Genomic DNA, 16264 nt, shown 5'->3' with positions numbered 1-16264 from the left:
AAGCGGACCTTTGAATCACCTGGCGTTTTAGGGCCAGGCTTGTTTGGGAGCTGCTTTTGGTGGGAGCGGGCTTGCTCGCGAATGCGGTGTGTCTGCCACAGTGATGCCGCCTGACACTCTGCTTTCGCGAGCAAGCCCGCTCCCACACTCTTCAGCTTCCAGACCCTTTTTCAGCCTCAAGTCAGTTAAAAAAAAGGGCCTGGGGAATAAATCCCCAAGCCCTCAAAAGGTGAGAGGTGTCTAGTCCCTCGACCTGGTGAGCAGTCATCGTGTCGATCAAGCCTTCAGCGGGACCAGACGCGGAGCAATCATGTTTTCCGGGCGCAGGATGTCGTCGAGCATGGCGTCGTCGAGCAAGCCTTCTTCGCGCACCAGTTCCAGCACGCCGCGGCCGCTTTCCAGGGCAACACGGGCGATACGGGTGGCGTTTTCATAGCCGATGTACGGGTTCAGGGCGGTGACCAGGCCGATCGAGTGCTCGACCAGTTCGCGGCAGCGCGCTTCGTTGGCGGTGATGCCGACGATGCAGTGTTCGCGCAGCATGTCCATGGCCCGTTGCAGCAGGCGGATCGAGTCGAAGATCTTGAAAGCGATCAGCGGCTCCATCACGTTCAATTGCAGCTGCCCGCCTTCGGCGGCGATGGTCAGGGCCAGGTCGTTGCCGATGATCTGGAACGCTACCTGGTTGACCGCTTCGGGGATCACCGGGTTGACCTTGCCCGGCATGATCGAGCTGCCTGGCTGGCGAGCCGGCAGGTTGATTTCGTTGATGCCGGTGCGAGGACCGCTGGACAGCAGGCGCAGGTCGTTGCAAATCTTCGACAGCTTGACCGCGGTGCGCTTGAGCATCCCGGAGAACAGTACGAAAGCACCCATGTCGGACGTGGCTTCGATCAGGTCGGCGGCCGGTACCAGCGGCTGGCCGCTGATGGTCGCCAGGCGCTGCACGGCCAGGGCTTGATAGCGCGGGTCGGCGTTGATGCCGGTGCCGATGGCGGTGCCGCCCAGGTTCACTTCGGTGAGCAATTCAGGCGCCAGGGTTTTCAGGCGCGCCAGGTCTTCGCTCAGCGTGGTGGCGAAGGCGCGGAATTCCTGGCCGAGGGTCATCGGCACAGCGTCTTGCAGTTGGGTGCGGCCCATTTTCAGGACGTGGCTGAACTCTTCACCCTTGGCGGCAAAGGCCTGGATCAGGCTGTCGAGGCTGGCCAGCAACGCGTCGTGACCCAACAGCAGACCCAGGCGAATCGCGGTCGGGTAGGCGTCGTTGGTGGACTGCGCCATGTTCACGTCGTTGTTGGGGTGCAGGTACTGGTATTCGCCCTTGTTGTGGCCCATGGCCTCCAACGCAATGTTGGCGATGACTTCGTTGGCATTCATGTTGGTTGAAGTGCCAGCGCCGCCCTGGATCATGTCCACCACGAACTCTTCGTGGAAATCACCGCGGATCAGTCGTGCACAGGCTTCGCTGATGGCGGCGTGCTTGGCTTCGCTGAGTTGGCCCAGCTCGCGGTTGGCGTCAGCGGCGGCCTGTTTGACCATTGCCAGACCGACCACCAACTTGGGGTAATGCGAGATCGGGACGCCGGAGAGACGGAAGTTGTTTACCGCTCGCAGGGTCTGGATGCCGTAATACGCTTGTGCTGGTACTTCAAGTACGCCAAGCAGGTCTTTTTCTGTGCGCAATGATGCAGAGGAGGACATGATGGAAATCATCTCGATAAGGACCCGGTCTGAGCCGGAACGCTGTGAATCCTAGGCTTTCAGGAAAATTAGGGCCAATGCTGTTAAACACTGACCTATGCATATTCGGCATAATGCGAGTGTGACGCCGACAGTACGGCGAGCGTGTGACCTGTTTTGGTGCGTGCCTTGGGAGGACGTAATGAATCTAGAAAGCAAATGGCTCGAGGACTTCAGTGCCCTGGCCGCTACCCGCAGTTTTTCCCAGGCGGCCGAACGGCGTTTCGTGACGCAACCGGCCTTCAGCCGACGCATCCGCAGCCTCGAGGCGGCGCTGGGGCTGACCCTGGTCAACCGCTCTCGCACACCGATCGAACTGACAGCGGCGGGGCAGTTGTTCCTGGTGACGGCGCGCACCGTGGTCGAGCAACTGGGTGAAGTGTTGCGTCATCTGCACCATCTGGAAGGCGGGCAGGGTGAAGTGATGCAAGTGGCGGCCGCGCACTCCCTGGCGCTGGGCTTCTTCCCGCGCTGGATTGCACAACTGCGCAACGAAGGACTGAACATCGCCACGCGGTTGGTGGCGACCAACGTCGGCGACGCCGTGCATGCGTTGCGTGAAGGGGGGTGCGACCTGATGCTGGCCTTCTATGACCCGGATTCGGCCATGCAGATGGACCCGGAGATTTTTCCCTCGCTGCACTTGGGCCAGACCGAAATGTTGCCGGTGTGTGCGGCCGATGCCGACGGCAAACCGCTGTTCGACCTTGAAGGCGAGGCCAGCGTGCCGTTGCTGGCCTACAGCGCCGGTGCATTTCTCGGCCGCTCGGTGAACCTGTTGCTGCGCCAACGGGCCCTGCGTTTCACCACGGTTTACGAAACGGCCATGGCCGACAGCCTCAAAAGCATGGCGCTGGAGGGCTTGGGTATCGCCTGGGTGCCGCAACTGAGCGTGCGCGCCGAACTGGCTCGGGGCGAACTGGTGGTCTGCGGCGGCGCGCAATGGCACGTGCCCCTGGAAATCCGCCTGTACCGCTGCGCGCTGGTGCGCAAGGCCAATGTGCGCTTGTTGTGGCGCAAGCTCGAGGGCGGCGCGGCGCAAGGCGTGACTGGCTCCTGATACCACGAAGATCCCCTGTGGGAGCGAGCCTGCTCGCGATAGCGGTGTGTCAGGCAACGATGATGTTGAATGTCAGTCCGCCTTCGCGAGCAAGCCTGCTCCCACGGGGGAATTGTGGTGCTTTTTCGCTGACCTGAGAGTCAATAAAACCGCCGTTTAAGCGCAAATGACAGATGGTCGCGACAGGGGCTGTTTATCTATTTCATTGAGGTATACTGCGCGGCCTTCGGCCGGTCCAGATCGGCCATAATTCGTACAACAAGCCACGCCGGTTTCCTGCGTGGCTTGTTGTTTTTTGACGCGCCTGCGGGCGCCCAGAGAGAAGAGGCACGACGATGAGTGCACTGGTTGGCGTGATCATGGGCTCCAAGTCCGATTGGTCCACCCTTAGCCACACCGCCGATATGCTGGAAAAGCTCGGCATCCCTTATGAGGTGAAAGTGGTCTCCGCCCACCGCACCCCGGACCTGCTGTTCCAGTACGCCGAAGAGGCTGAGGCTCGCGGCATTGAGGTGATCATCGCCGGTGCCGGTGGCGCGGCTCACCTGCCAGGCATGTGTGCGGCCAAGACCCACCTGCCGGTGCTGGGCGTGCCAGTGCAGTCGTCGATGCTCTCGGGCGTCGATTCGCTGCTGTCGATCGTGCAGATGCCGGCCGGCGTTCCGGTCGCGACCCTGGCTATCGGCAAGGCTGGCGCGATCAACGCGGCCCTGCTGTCGGCGAGCATCCTGGGCGCCAAGCACCCACAATTTCATACCGTGCTGAAAAAATTCCGCGCTGAGCAGACAGACAGCGTCCTGGACAATCCAGACCCACGCATTGCCTGAGGTGGTTGACGAATGAAGATCGGTGTAATCGGTGGCGGCCAGTTGGGTCGCATGTTGGCCCTGGCGGGGACGCCGCTGGGAATGAACTTCGCTTTCCTGGATCCGGCGCCGGACGCCTGCGCCAGCGCGCTGGGTGAACACCTACGGGCCGACTACGGCGATCAGGATCATCTGCGCCAACTGGCCGATGAAGTCGATCTGGTGACCTTCGAGTTCGAAAGCGTCCCGGCCGAAACCGTTGCCTTCCTGTCCCAGTTCGTCCCGGTCTACCCGAGCGCCGAAGCCTTGCGCATTGCCCGCGACCGCTGGTTCGAAAAGAACATGTTCAAGGACCTGGGCATTCCTACACCTGCGTTCGCCGACATCCAGTCCCAGGCCGACCTGGAAGCCGCCGTCGCTTCCATCGGCCTGCCGGCAGTCCTCAAGACCCGTACCCTGGGTTACGACGGCAAAGGCCAGAAAGTCCTGCGCAATCCTGCAGATGTGGCTGGCACGTTCGCCGAGCTGGGCAGCGTGGCCTGCCTGCTGGAAGGTTTTGTACCGTTCACCGGGGAAGTCTCGTTGATCGCGGTGCGCGCCCGCGACGGTGAAATCCGTTTCTATCCGCTGGTGCACAACACCCACAAGGACGGCATTCTCAAGCTGTCCGTCGCCAGCACCGATCATCCGCTGCAGGCCCTGGCCGAGGACTACTCCAGTCGGGTGCTCAAGCAACTGGACTATGTCGGCGTGATGGCGTTCGAGTTCTTTGAAGTGGGCGGCGGCCTCAAGGCCAATGAAATCGCCCCGCGCGTGCACAACTCCGGGCACTGGACCACCGAAGGCGCCGAGTGCAGCCAGTTCGAAAACCATCTGCGGGCGGTGGCCGGGCTGCCGCTGGGGTCGACTGCCAAGGTGGGTGAGAGCGCGATGCTCAACTTCATCGGCAAGGTGCCGGACAGCGAGAAAGTCCTGTCGATCGCTGACTGCCATTTGCATCACTATGGCAAGGCGTTCAAGGCCGGGCGCAAGGTCGGTCACGCCAACCTGCGCTGCGCTGACCGGGCCACATTGGCCCAGCAGATCATCAAGGTCGAGACATTGATCGCCGAACAATAGTCTTCAGCGACGGTGGAACCATTGGTCGGCTAACTTCTCTGATGGCTAGGTGCCAAAGTCCGAACGGGCTCTGGTCTAGCTACTTATCTCAGAGGGAAATGCCATGGGAATCATTGGAACCATCTTTATCGGCTTGATCGTTGGCCTGCTGGCGCGCTTCCTGAAACCGGGCGATGACAGCATGGGCTGGATCATGACCATCCTGCTCGGTATCGGCGGTTCGTTGGCAGCCACTTACGGCGGCCAGGCCCTGGGCATCTACCAGGCTGGCGAAGGCGCCGGTTTCCTCGGTGCCCTGGTGGGCGCGGTGGTGTTGCTGGTGATCTACGGCTTGATCAAAAGAAACTGATTCTGTGACCAAGCCCCCTCTGCGTTGGCGCGCAGAGAGGGCTAGAATGCCCGGCGTCGCACTTCCTACTTATTGCCGAGCCCATTCATGCGCCGTCTAGTCTTGACCCTTCTTCTGCTGGGCAGCAGCCTGGCCCATGCCGCCGAACTGCCGGAAACCGACTGGCTCGAACTGATGCCCAAGTCGGACCAGAAAGCCCTCGAGGCCATGCCCGAGATCGACCACAACACCCCCGAAGCCAGCGGCACTTTCACCGAAAAAGGTGGCCTGAAGCAAAGCAAGGGCTTGCCGGCGGTGATGTATTCGAGCAAGACCGTGGCGTCGATGAACGACAAGCACATTCGCCTTGGCGGCTACCCGGTGCCGCTGGAAACCGACGCCAAGGGCCGCAGCACGCTGTTCTTCCTGGTGCCTTACCCCGGCGCCTGCATCCACGTCCCGCCACCACCGCCTAATCAACTGGTGCTGGTGCGCTATCCCAAGGGATTGAAGCTGGACGACATCTACACACCGCTATGGGTGACCGGCACGCTGAAGATCGAAAAGGTCGACAACGACCTGGCCAGCGCGGCGTATGCCTTGGAGGCGGAAAAGGTGAGGGTGGTGCAGGAGGCGGATTTGTAACCAGTCGCAGATATGGCGTAGATCCCAATGTGGGAGCGGGCTTGCTCGCGAAGGCGGTCGGTCAGTTGATACTTATGTTGACTGACACACCGCCTTCGCGAGCAAGCCCGCTCCCACAATGGTTTTGCGGTGTGGCTTAGAGCGGCTTGCTGCCGATGCTGACGCCGAGGGTATGACTGGCCTGCGGCAGCAGCGTCACCACATCGTCCATCACATTCGCCGTCTCGATGCACAGCATGCGCTGCCAGCCATCGTCGGCCATGTCGCTGAAGGCCTTGGCGCGTTGGGTCCAGGGGTTCCAGATCACCGCCGAGCGTGAACCGCTGCTGGTCAGTTCGATGCGTCGTTCCCAGTGCGGGTCAACGATGCTCAGCTTCGGTGGGGTATCGAGATAGATGCGATCGGTCTCGCCGGCAAAGTGCAGATCGCCAGCCTGGGTCACGGTATTCCAGTTGTCCAGAGTTTCGATATAACGCAAGCCATCCACGCCTTCGACATGCACGTTGCGCACGTCACTGACGGCGAAGTAACTGTGCAGTGCCTGGCTCAGGCTGACGGTCTCGCTGCCGCGGTTATGGCTGGTGAGACGGATGTGCAACTGCTCGTCCATCACGATGGCCAGCGTCAGGTCTACCTGATGGGGCCAGCCTGAGAGACCGTTTTCGGGATAGGGCAGTACGAATTCCACTTTCAGGCTTTCGCCCTGGGCTTCGATGCCCTTGAGCTCCCAATCCATCGCCCGCACCAGGCCGTGAGCCGTGGCCGGTTCGTTGCTTACCCGCATGGCCTGCACGCTCTCGGGGTTGCGCGTCAGGTTGCCGAACCACGGCCAGCACACCGGCACTCCGGCGCGGATGCTCTTGCCGGCCTTGAACGTTGCCTGGTCGTTGAGCCAGATCAGCGGCGGCTGGCCGTCGACCTGATAACTGAGGATGTGCGCGCCTTGCTGGGCCACCAGCAACTCGGCCTGACCGTGGCGGATGCGCCAGCCGTTCAGTTCATCCAGTTTGACGGCTTCGACATGGGGCGTAGGCATACTGCAAGTCTCGTTCAGGAACATGAACTGCAATGGACCGCAAAACGGCCCCCGTGTTTAACGGGCGCGCGGCGGAACCGAGCGGGTACGACCACTGCCATCGATGGCGACGAATACAAACACCGCCTCGGTGACCTTGCGCCATTCGCTGGACAGCGGATCGTCACTCCAGACCTCGACCATCATCTGGATCGAACTGCGGCCGATCTCCAGCGCCTGGGTGTAAAAAGACAGCTGGGCACCCACGGCCACCGGCACCAGAAACGCCATGCGATCGATCGCCACGGTGGCCACGCGTCCACCGGCCACTTTACTGGCCATGGCCGTGCCGGCCAGGTCCATCTGGGAAACCAGCCAGCCGCCGAAAATATCGCCAAAGCCGTTGGTTTCGCGAGGAAGCGCGGTGATTTGCAGGGCCAGGTCGCCTTGCGGGATTGGATCTTCTTGTTCGAGCTCTATCATGCCGGGGGTGCCTCTGACCCGTAACTCTGTCTTATGTATCAGGTGAATAGCCGTCTTTGAAAAAAACGATTCAGCCCGAACATGCGGCGTTCGTCACGTTTTTCGTAAAGGCGTGCCAAAGGGAAACTCTGCGAAACCGGCTGGTTAAGTTACTACGTCACCAACGACGTTTTCGCACAGCAACCCCTTACAGAGTGTTGCAAGGTTGCGAGTATATCGAGCGATAGACGTCGAGACGACCACCCGGTTCCGATTTTGACTGTCAATTACGCACCTCTATGTGCTTTTTTGAACAATTTGCTATCGTGCCGAGCCTGCCCACCGTTGTCCGGGGTTGCAGAACTGACTATAAGAGAAGCCCTTGCCATGACCACTGCGCCTTCGAGCACGGCGACACCCGTTCAATCGGCTCGTCCATTGACCCGCAACGATTACAAGACCCTGTCGCTTTCTGCCTTGGGCGGCGCGTTGGAGTTCTACGATTTCATCATTTTCGTGTTCTTCGCCACCGTGGTCGGAAAATTATTTTTCCCCGCCGAAATGCCCGAGTGGCTGCGCTTGATGCAGACGTTCGGCATTTTTGCCGCCGGTTATCTGGCCCGGCCGCTGGGCGGGATCATCATGGCTCACTTCGGTGACCTGCTGGGCCGCAAGAAAATGTTCACCCTGAGCATTTTCATGATGGCCGTGCCGACCCTCATCATGGGCTTGCTGCCGACCTATGCCCAAATCGGCATGTGGGCGCCGATTCTGCTGTTGCTGATGCGAGTGATCCAGGGTGCGGCCATTGGCGGTGAGGTGCCAGGGGCCTGGGTGTTCGTTTCCGAGCACGTTCCGGCGCGCCACATCGGCTATGCCTGCGGCACGCTGACGTGTGGACTGACCGTGGGGATTTTGCTGGGTTCGCTGGTGGCCACGGCGATCAACAGCATCTATACGCCGGTGGAGGTGGCAGATTACGCCTGGCGGATTCCGTTCCTGCTAGGGGGTGTGTTCGGCCTGTTCTCGGTTTACTTGCGCCGTTGGCTGCACGAAACCCCGATATTCGCCGAGCTGCAACTGCGCAAGGCCCTGGCCGCTGAAGTGCCGCTGCGGGCCGTGCTGCGTGATCATCGCGGCGCCATTGCCATTTCGATGTTGCTGACCTGGCTGCTGTCGGCCGGCATCATCGTGATCATCCTGATGACCCCGACCGTGCTGCAAACGGTGTATCACTTCAGCCCGACCATTGCCTTGCAGGCTAACAGCCTGGCGATCGTATTCCTGAGTTTTGGCTGCATCGGCTCTGGTGTGCTGGCCGACCGTTTCGGTGCCGGGCGAGTGTTTGTGTTCGGCAGTGCGCTGCTGTTGATCACCTCCTGGACCTTCTACCACAGCCTGTTCAACCATCCCGACTGGCTGTTTCCGCTCTATGCCCTGAGCGGGCTGCTGGTGGGCACCATCGGCGCGGTGCCTTATGTCATGGTCAAGGCGTTCCCGGCCGTGGTGCGCTTCAGCGGTTTGTCGTTCTCCTACAACCTGGCCTATGCAATCTTCGGCGGCCTGACCCCGATGATCGTCACTTTGCTGCTCAAGGAAAACCCGATGGGGCCAGCCTATTACGTGGCGGTTATCTGCGGCATCGGGATTGCGGTGGGGGCGTATCTCTGGAAGGAAGGTCGTTAAGCTTTATCGACTGTATTGACCTCATCGCGAGCAGGCTCGCTCCCACATTGGATTTTGTGTTCACCGCACATCCCCTGTGAGAGCGAGCCTGCTCGCGATGGGGGCTGCGCGATCTTCTTTTAAATCTCAATAATGGCCTTTCATCCAATTGTCATATTTCAGCCATAGAGTGTTCACACGGCTTACCGATACTTGGCCGACTTAACACACCTATCTGCTAGGAGTAAGGCATGAAACTGAAGCGTTTGATGACGGCAATGACCTTTGTCGCCGCTGGCGTTGCGACCGCCCACGCGGTTGCCGCTGTCGACCCAGCCATCCCGAGCTACACCAAGACCACCGGTGTGTCGGGCAACCTGTCCAGTGTCGGCTCCGATACTCTGGCCAACCTGATGACCCTGTGGGCCGAGAACTACAAGAAAGAATACCCGAACGTAAATATCCAGATTCAGGCCGCAGGTTCCTCCACTGCGCCACCGTCTCTGACTGAAGGCACCTCCAACCTGGGCCCGATGAGCCGCAAGATGAAGGACAACGAGCTGCAGGCCTTCGAAACCAAATACGGTTACAAGCCTACCGCCGTCCCAGTGGCCGTGGACGCCCTGGCGGTGTTCGTGCACAAAGACAACCCGATCAAAGGCCTGACCATGGCTCAGGTCGATGCGATTTTCTCCTCCACTCGTCTGTGCGGCGCCAAGGCTGATGTCAAGACTTGGGGTGACCTGGGCGTGACCGGTGACCTGGCCAACAAGCCAGTCCAGTTGTTCGGTCGTAACTCGGTATCCGGCACCTACGGCTACTTCAAAGAAGAAGCCCTGTGCAAAGGCGACTACAAGTCCAATGTCAATGAGCAGCCAGGTTCGGCCTCGGTTGTGCAGTCGATCAGCAGCTCGCTCAACGGCGTTGGCTACTCGGGCATCGGCTACAAGACCGCCAGCGTGAAAACCGTTGCTCTTGCCAAGAAAGAAGGCGAGCCGTTCATCGAAGACACCGAAGAAAACACCCTGAACGGCAAGTACCCACTGTCGCGTTTCCTCTACGTCTACATCAACAAGGCGCCGAACAAGCCTCTGGCCCCGCTGGAAGCTGAGTTCTTGAAGCTGGTCCTGTCCAAGCAAGGTCAGGAAGTTGTGGTCAAGGACGGCTACATCCCACTGCCAGCCAAGGTTGCCGCCAAGGCACTGGCTGACCTGGGTCTGTCGGAAGGCGGCAGCGTCGCCAAGAAGTAACACCTGAGCCCGGGCCACGCCCGGGCTTTTGTGGGTGCGGGCTTGCTCGCGATAGCGGTAGGTCAGTAAACATTGAGGTTGAATGTGATGGCCCTATCGGGAGCAAGCCCGCCCCACGCCCAAATTTTTGTCCGCTGCCGGTGTCCACGGCGGCGGATTTGTTGCGTCACTGCATTGTCATCTTTCTGTCATACAGGATCGCTAGGGTGTGCGCATGAATGATCTGGCCAATTCCACAATGACTACGACTTCCCCTCCCAAGCGCATTGATTTCAATACGCCTGAACTGCAACGCAAGCGTCGCATCCGCGCGCTCAAGGATCGCCTGACCCGCTGGTACGTCCTGATCGGCGGACTCGCCGTCCTGGCGGCCATTACCCTGATTTTCTTCTTCCTTGCCTATGTGGTAGTCCCGCTGTTCCAGGGCGCTGACCTGACCTCCCAGGACTCGATCACGCCTGCCTGGATGCAGGACGCCGGCAAACCGCTGATGATCGCCATTGAAGAGCAGAATCAGGTGGCGATGCGGATTTCCGACAAGGGCCAGGCCCTGTTCTTCGACATCGACACCGGCGCAGAGCTGCGTCGTGTCGACTTGCCGGTGCCCGCCGGTACCAGCGTGACTTCCATTGGCGAAGACCAGCCCGGCAGCCCGCTGGTGGTGATTGGCCTGTCCAACGGTCAGGCGCTGGTGCTGCGTCATACCTATAAAGTCAGTTACCCGGACGGCAAGAAAACCATCTCGCCCGCCATCGAGTACCCGTACGGCGAAACGCCGATTGTGCTCAACGAGCAGGGTGCGCCGCTGGAGCACGTTTCGCTCAACGCCACTGATTCGACCCTGTTGCTCGCCGGTTCCACGGGCGCGCAACTGCATGTGTTGTCGATCACCAGTGAAGAAAACATGATGACCGGTGAAATCACCAGCGAGCAGACGCGTATCGAGCTGCCGCAGATGACCGAACCGGTCAAGAACATCTTCGTCGACCCGCGTCAGCAATGGCTGTATGTCGTCAACGGGCGTGCCCAGGCCGACGTATTCAGCCTGCGGGACAAGAGCCTCAACGGCCGCTACAAGCTGCTTGAGAACGGCGACGCCCAAGTCACTGCCAGCACCCAGTTGGTGGGCGGGATCTCCCTGATCATTGGTGACTCCACAGGTGGCCTGGCCCAGTGGTTCATGGCCCGCGATGCGGACGGTGAGCAACGCCTGAAACAGATTCGTACGTTCCAGATGGGCACTGCGCCGGTCATTGAGATCACCGCCGAGGAGCGTCGCAAGGGCTTCGTCGCCCTGGACGCGTCCGGCAAGCTCGGTGTGTTCCACAGTACCGCCCACCGCACCTTGCTGGTGGACCAGGTGGTCGACGGTGAAGGCCTGTTCGGCATGTCGCCACGGGCCAACCGTCTGATCGTGGAGCAGGGTGGCAAGCTGCAACCGTTGCTGCTGGAGAACCCGCACCCGGAAGTGTCCTGGAGCGCGTTGTGGAGCAAGGTCTGGTACGAAAACTATGACGAGCCTAAGTACGTCTGGCAATCGACCGCCGCCAACACCGATTTCGAACCCAAGATGAGCCTTGCGCCGCTGACCTTCGGCACCTTGAAAGCTGCGTTCTACGCGATGCTGCTGGCTGCGCCGCTGGCGATTGCCGCCGCGATCTACACGGCGTACTTCATGGCTCCAAGCTTGCGCCGTAAGGTCAAGCCGGTGATCGAGCTGATGGAAGCGATGCCGACGGTGATCCTCGGCTTCTTCGCCGGCCTGTTCCTGGCGCCGTACGTCGAAGGGCATTTGCCGGGTATTTTCAGTCTGCTGATGTTGTTGCCGGTGGGCATTCTGGTGGCCGGTTTCGTCTTCAGTCGCTTGCCTGAGTCCGTGCGTCTGAAGGTACCAGAAGGCTGGGAAAGCGCGATGTTGATCCCGGTGATCCTGTTCGTGGGCTGGCTCTCGCTGTACATGAGCCCGTACATGGAGGCCTGGTTCTTCGGCGGCGACATGCGCATGTGGATCTCCCATGACCTGGGCATCACCTACGACCAGCGCAACGCCCTGGTGGTCGGCCTGGCGATGGGCTTCGCGGTGATCCCGAACATCTACTCCATCGCCGAAGACGCCGTGTTCAGCGTGCCGCGCGGCCTTACCCTGGGCTCGCTGGCCCTCGGTGCCACGCCGTGGCAGACCATGACCCGCGTGGTGATCCTCACCGCCAGCCCTGGCATCTTCTCGGCGCTGATGATCGGCATGGGTCGTGCGGTCGGCGAAACCATGATCGTGCTGATGGCCACCGGTAACACGCCGGTCATGGAAATGAACCTGTTCGAAGGCCTGCGCACTCTGGCGGCCAACGTGGCGGTGGAAATGCCTGAGTCGGAAGTCGGCGGCAGTCATTACCGCGTGCTGTTCCTGTCGGCGCTGGTCCTGCTGTTGTTCACTTTCATCATGAACACCCTCGCCGAGCTGATCCGTCAGCGTCTGCGCAAGAAATATTCGTCGCTTTAAGAAAGGTAGAAGTCTGTGAAACAGAACTCCCTGAAAGGATGGTTCAAGAGCGGCGCCCCCGGCGTCTGGATCAGCGGTGGCGCGGTGTCCATCGCGGTCATCATGACCATTGGCCTGCTGGCAGTGATTGCCGTGCGCGGTCTGGGCCATTTTTGGCCGGCCGACCTGATCCACGCCAGCTACAACGTGCCGGGCATACCCGCGCAACTGGTTGTTGGCGAAGTGGTGCAGAAGGAATCAGTGCCCCGCGAGCGCCTGAAAAGCGCTGGCCTGCCGGTGCCGGACGAAGGCCCCGAATTCATGACCCGCGAGCTGATCAAGGTCGGCAACCGGGACCTGAACGGTACCGACTTCACCTGGATCGTCGGCGATTGGCTGACCAACCAGACCACGCCGCCGGAGCTGATGGCCATCGAGCGTCGTGAGTGGGGGAATTTCTACGGCTACCTGGTCAACGTCAAAGAAAACGGCAAGATCATCGCCGAAGGCGAAGCGGCCTGGCCGGAACTGCAAGCTCGCGTGGCCCGGGTTAACAAGCTCGCAGCCGAGCTCAAGACCCTGGAAAAATCCGACATCGGTGCAATCAACGCAGGGCTTGAACGCATTCGTCTCAAAGGTCGCAAGCTGGAGCTTGATGGCAAACTGGACGCCGCGGCGCAAGCGGACCTGGACGCTGACCGTGCTGAGTACGATGCCCGTTACAAGGACATCGAGGCCCGTCTGGGTGATCTGCACTCGCAGTTCAATCGCGACAGCCTGACCGCCCGCGATGCCAATGGCAAAGAACTGGAAATCGAAATCGGCAAAGTGGTACACGCCTACCAGCCCAACGGCATGGGCACGTTCACCAAGATCGGCTTCTACTTCAGCAAGGTTTGGGAATTCCTCAGCGACGATCCTCGTGAAGCCAACACCGAAGGCGGGATTTTCCCGGCGATTTTTCGGCACGGTGATGATGACCCTGATCATGGCGGTGATCGTGACGCCGTTCGGTGTGCTGGCAGCGGTGTACCTGCGTGAGTACGCTCGTCAGGGCCCGATGACCCGCCTGATCCGTATTGCGGTGAACAACCTGGCGGGTGTACCGGCCATTGTTTACGGCGTGTTTGGCCTGGGCTTCTTCGTGTATGTGTTGGGCGGTTCGGTTGACCGGCTGTTCTTCCCTGAAGCCCTGCCGGCGCCGACCTTCGGTACTCCGGGCCTGCTCTGGGCGTCCCTGACCCTGGCGCTGCTGGCGGTGCCGGTGGTGATCGTGGCCACCGAAGAAGGCCTGGCGCGTATCCCGCGTACGGTCCGCGAAGGCTCCTTGGCCCTGGGCGCAACCAAGGCCGAGACGCTGTGGAAAATCGTGCTGCCGATGGCGAGCCCCGCGATGATGACCGGCATGATCCTCGCGGTGGCTCGCGCCGCCGGTGAAGTGGCGCCATTGATGCTGGTAGGCGTGGTGAAACTGGCCCCGTCGCTGCCGCTGGACGGCAACTACCCGTACCTGCACCTGGACCAGAAGATCATGCACCTGGGCTTTCACATCTATGACGTAGGCTTCCAGAGCCCGAACGTCGAAGCGGCGCGACCGCTGGTATACGCCACGGCGCTGTTGCTGGTGCTGGTGATTGCCACGCTCAACCTGTCGGCGGTGTGGATCCGTAACCACCTGCGCGAGAAGTACAAAGCACTCGATAGCTGATTTTCATGTGGGAGCGGGCTTGCTCGCGAAGACGGCGGCACATTCAGCAGAGATGCAAGCTGACACACCGCTTTCGCGAGCAAGCCCGCTCCCACAAGTACACCGAATGGCATTGCCGCTCAGCGGCCAACGAACCGAATTTGTTAGCACAGGGAGCCTCCCATGCAACACGAGACACAAGCACGCGGCATCAACATGTCGGCCCTGGGCCGCGACAAGCAGAGCCTGGACCTGGCTCAGGAAACCGTCGCCATCGAAGTGCCCGGCCTGAACCTGTTCTACGGCCAGAAGCAGGCGCTGTACGAGGTCAGCCTGAACATCCCGAAACAGCGCGTCACCGCGTTCATCGGTCCGTCGGGCTGCGGCAAGTCGACCTTGCTGCGTACCTTCAACCGCATGAACGACCTGGTGGACGGTTGCCGCGTCGAGGGTGAAATCAACCTCTACGGCAATAACATCTACCGCAAGGGCGAAGATGTGGCCGAGCTGCGTCGTCGGGTGGGCATGGTGTTCCAGAAGCCTAACCCGTTCCCCAAAACCATCTACGAGAACGTGGTCTACGGCCTGCGTATCCAGGGTATCAACAAGAAGCGCATTCTCGACGAAGCGGTGGAGTGGGCACTCAAGGGCGCGGCGCTGTGGGACGAGGTCAAGGATCGTCTGCACGAGTCGGCACTGGGCCTGTCCGGTGGTCAACAGCAACGTCTGGTGATCGCCCGTACCATCGCCGTTGAGCCGGAAGTATTGTTGCTCGACGAACCCTGCTCGGCCCTGGACCCGATCTCGACCCTGAAAGTCGAAGAACTGATCTACGAGCTCAAGTCCAAATTCACCATCGTCATCGTGACCCACAACATGCAACAGGCGGCGCGGGTTTCCGACTACACCGCCTTCATGTACATGGGCAAACTGGTGGAATTCGGCGATACCGACACCCTGTTTACCAACCCGGCCAAGAAGCAGACTGAAGACTACATCACGGGTCGCTACGGCTAGTTGTGGCAGCCGCGAGCGTTAAGCTGCGAGCGGCAAGTCAGAGCAGTTCAGCGTAATGACACACATCAGCTTGCAGCTTGAAGCTTGCAGCTCACAGCTTTTGCGGAGCAAAACCATGATTTCGAAGGAAGGCCTTACTCACCACATTTCCGCACAGTTCAATGCCGAGCTTGAGGAGGTGCGCAGTCACCTGCTGGCCATGGGCGGGCTGGTGGAAAAGCAGGTCAACGACGCGGTGACCTCGCTGATCGAGGCCGACTCCGGCCTGGCCCAGCAAGTGCGCGAGATCGACGACCAGATCAACCAGATGGAGCGCAACATCGACGAAGAGTGCCTGCGCATCCTGGCCCGTCGTCAACCGGCCGCTTCCGACCTGCGCCTGATCATCAGCATCTCCAAGTCGGTGATCGACCTTGAGCGTATCGGCGACGAAAGCACCAAGATCGCCCGCCGTGCCATCCAGTTGTGCGAAGAAGGCGAAGCGCCGCGCGGTTACGTCGAAGTTCGCCACATTGGCGACCAGGTGCGCAACATGGTGCGCGATGCACTGGATGCCTTCGCCCGTTTCGACGCCGACCTGGCGCTGTCGGTGGCCCAGTACGACAAGATCATCGACCGCGAATACAAGACCGCGCTGCGCGAGCTGGCGACCTACATGATGGAAGACCCGCGTTCGATCTCCCGGGTGTTGAGCATCATCTGGGTACTGCGTTCCTTGGAGCGTATCGGCGATCATGCGCGCAACATCTCGGAACTTGTGATCTATCTGGTACGCGGCACCGACGTGCGGCACTTGGGGCTCAAGCGCATGAAGGCCGAAGTGGAGGGTACCTCGTCCGAAACCGCTAATGTTCCGGGCGAAACTGACGATAAGTAAGATTGCCCAAGAAAAGCGCCCGGCCTTCTGGTCGGGCTTTTTTTTGCGGCTTTTTTAATCGAAAGCAGCACCCCGCGAACGAAGAGTCCCGGCGTGACTGAAGGTTTTTGGCAA

At 60.5% G+C, this 16264-nt stretch carries 13 protein-coding genes and 1 pseudogene; 11 read left to right on the top strand and 3 right to left on the bottom strand.

Features of this window, described 5'->3' with window-relative positions; genetic code table 11:
• Nucleotides 1–276: 276 nt before the first annotated feature.
• Nucleotides 277–1701 carry an aspartate ammonia-lyase gene (gene aspA / locus PSH57_RS28670; RefSeq protein WP_305386956.1) on the bottom strand — a complete coding sequence of 475 codons (1425 nt, stop codon included), beginning with the start codon at nt 1699–1701 and terminating at the stop codon, nt 277–279.
• Nucleotides 1702–1882: 181 nt separating this feature from the next.
• Here aspA and PSH57_RS28665 point away from each other — a divergent pair, with 181 nt between their 5' ends.
• From PSH57_RS28665 to PSH57_RS28645, 5 genes are all read left to right on the top strand, one after another.
• Entirely contained in the window at nt 1883–2800 is a 918-nt protein-coding gene (locus PSH57_RS28665; protein WP_305386954.1) for a LysR substrate-binding domain-containing protein, read from the top strand.
• Between the two features lie 335 nt (nt 2801–3135).
• On the top strand, nt 3136–3627 hold the full coding sequence (purE, locus tag PSH57_RS28660; RefSeq protein ID WP_305386952.1) for a 5-(carboxyamino)imidazole ribonucleotide mutase: 492 nt from the start codon (nt 3136–3138) through the stop codon (nt 3625–3627).
• Between the two features lie 12 nt (nt 3628–3639).
• On the top strand, nt 3640–4725 hold the full coding sequence (locus PSH57_RS28655; RefSeq protein WP_305386951.1) for a 5-(carboxyamino)imidazole ribonucleotide synthase: 1086 nt from the start codon (nt 3640–3642) through the stop codon (nt 4723–4725).
• A gap of 103 nt (nt 4726–4828) precedes the next feature.
• Nucleotides 4829–5074 (top strand): GlsB/YeaQ/YmgE family stress response membrane protein, encoded by a 246-nt coding sequence (locus tag PSH57_RS28650; RefSeq protein ID WP_256229514.1) that lies wholly within the window; start codon nt 4829–4831, stop codon nt 5072–5074.
• Between the two features lie 87 nt (nt 5075–5161).
• Nucleotides 5162–5698 (top strand): DUF3299 domain-containing protein, encoded by a 537-nt coding sequence (locus PSH57_RS28645; RefSeq protein WP_305386950.1) that lies wholly within the window; start codon nt 5162–5164, stop codon nt 5696–5698.
• A gap of 136 nt (nt 5699–5834) precedes the next feature.
• Here the strand turns inward: PSH57_RS28645 and PSH57_RS28640 are convergent, their stop codons facing one another.
• A complete protein-coding gene (locus PSH57_RS28640) occupies nt 5835–6734 on the bottom strand; it encodes a D-hexose-6-phosphate mutarotase (RefSeq protein ID WP_305386949.1) in 900 nt (299 codons plus the stop codon).
• A gap of 57 nt (nt 6735–6791) precedes the next feature.
• Nucleotides 6792–7196: an acyl-CoA thioesterase gene (locus PSH57_RS28635; RefSeq protein WP_003177184.1), complete on the bottom strand. Its 405-nt coding sequence runs from the start codon at nt 7194–7196 to the stop codon at nt 6792–6794.
• A 366-nt stretch (nt 7197–7562) separates the two neighbouring features.
• On the opposite strand from PSH57_RS28635, the gene PSH57_RS28630 reads away from it, so the two are divergent.
• The 6 genes and pseudogenes from PSH57_RS28630 (at nt 7563) to phoU (ending at nt 16150) form a co-directional block, all read left to right on the top strand.
• Nucleotides 7563–8861 carry an MFS transporter gene (locus PSH57_RS28630; protein ID WP_305386948.1) on the top strand — a complete coding sequence of 433 codons (1299 nt, stop codon included), beginning with the start codon at nt 7563–7565 and terminating at the stop codon, nt 8859–8861.
• A 230-nt stretch (nt 8862–9091) separates the two neighbouring features.
• Nucleotides 9092–10090, top strand: coding sequence for a phosphate ABC transporter substrate-binding protein PstS family protein (locus tag PSH57_RS28625; RefSeq protein WP_305386947.1), 999 nt, complete (start codon nt 9092–9094; stop codon nt 10088–10090).
• A gap of 214 nt (nt 10091–10304) precedes the next feature.
• Nucleotides 10305–12590, top strand: a complete 2286-nt coding sequence (locus tag PSH57_RS28620) for an ABC transporter permease subunit (protein WP_305386946.1) — start codon at nt 10305–10307, stop codon at nt 12588–12590.
• A 15-nt stretch (nt 12591–12605) separates the two neighbouring features.
• Nucleotides 12606–14277: pseudogene (pstA, locus tag PSH57_RS28615) on the top strand (phosphate ABC transporter permease PstA).
• A 162-nt stretch (nt 14278–14439) separates the two neighbouring features.
• Nucleotides 14440–15273: a phosphate ABC transporter ATP-binding protein PstB gene (gene pstB / locus PSH57_RS28610; RefSeq protein WP_305386944.1), complete on the top strand. Its 834-nt coding sequence runs from the start codon at nt 14440–14442 to the stop codon at nt 15271–15273.
• A gap of 115 nt (nt 15274–15388) precedes the next feature.
• Complete coding sequence (phoU, locus tag PSH57_RS28605) at nt 15389–16150, top strand: phosphate signaling complex protein PhoU (RefSeq protein WP_256229505.1); 762 nt, start codon at nt 15389–15391, stop codon at nt 16148–16150.
• Nucleotides 16151–16264: the final 114 nt, after the last annotated feature.

The sequence above is a fragment of the Pseudomonas hefeiensis genome (genome assembly GCF_030687835.1).
Lineage (GTDB): Bacteria > Pseudomonadota > Gammaproteobacteria > Pseudomonadales > Pseudomonadaceae > Aquipseudomonas > Aquipseudomonas hefeiensis.
This window is presented reverse-complemented; position numbering and strand designations above follow the sequence as displayed.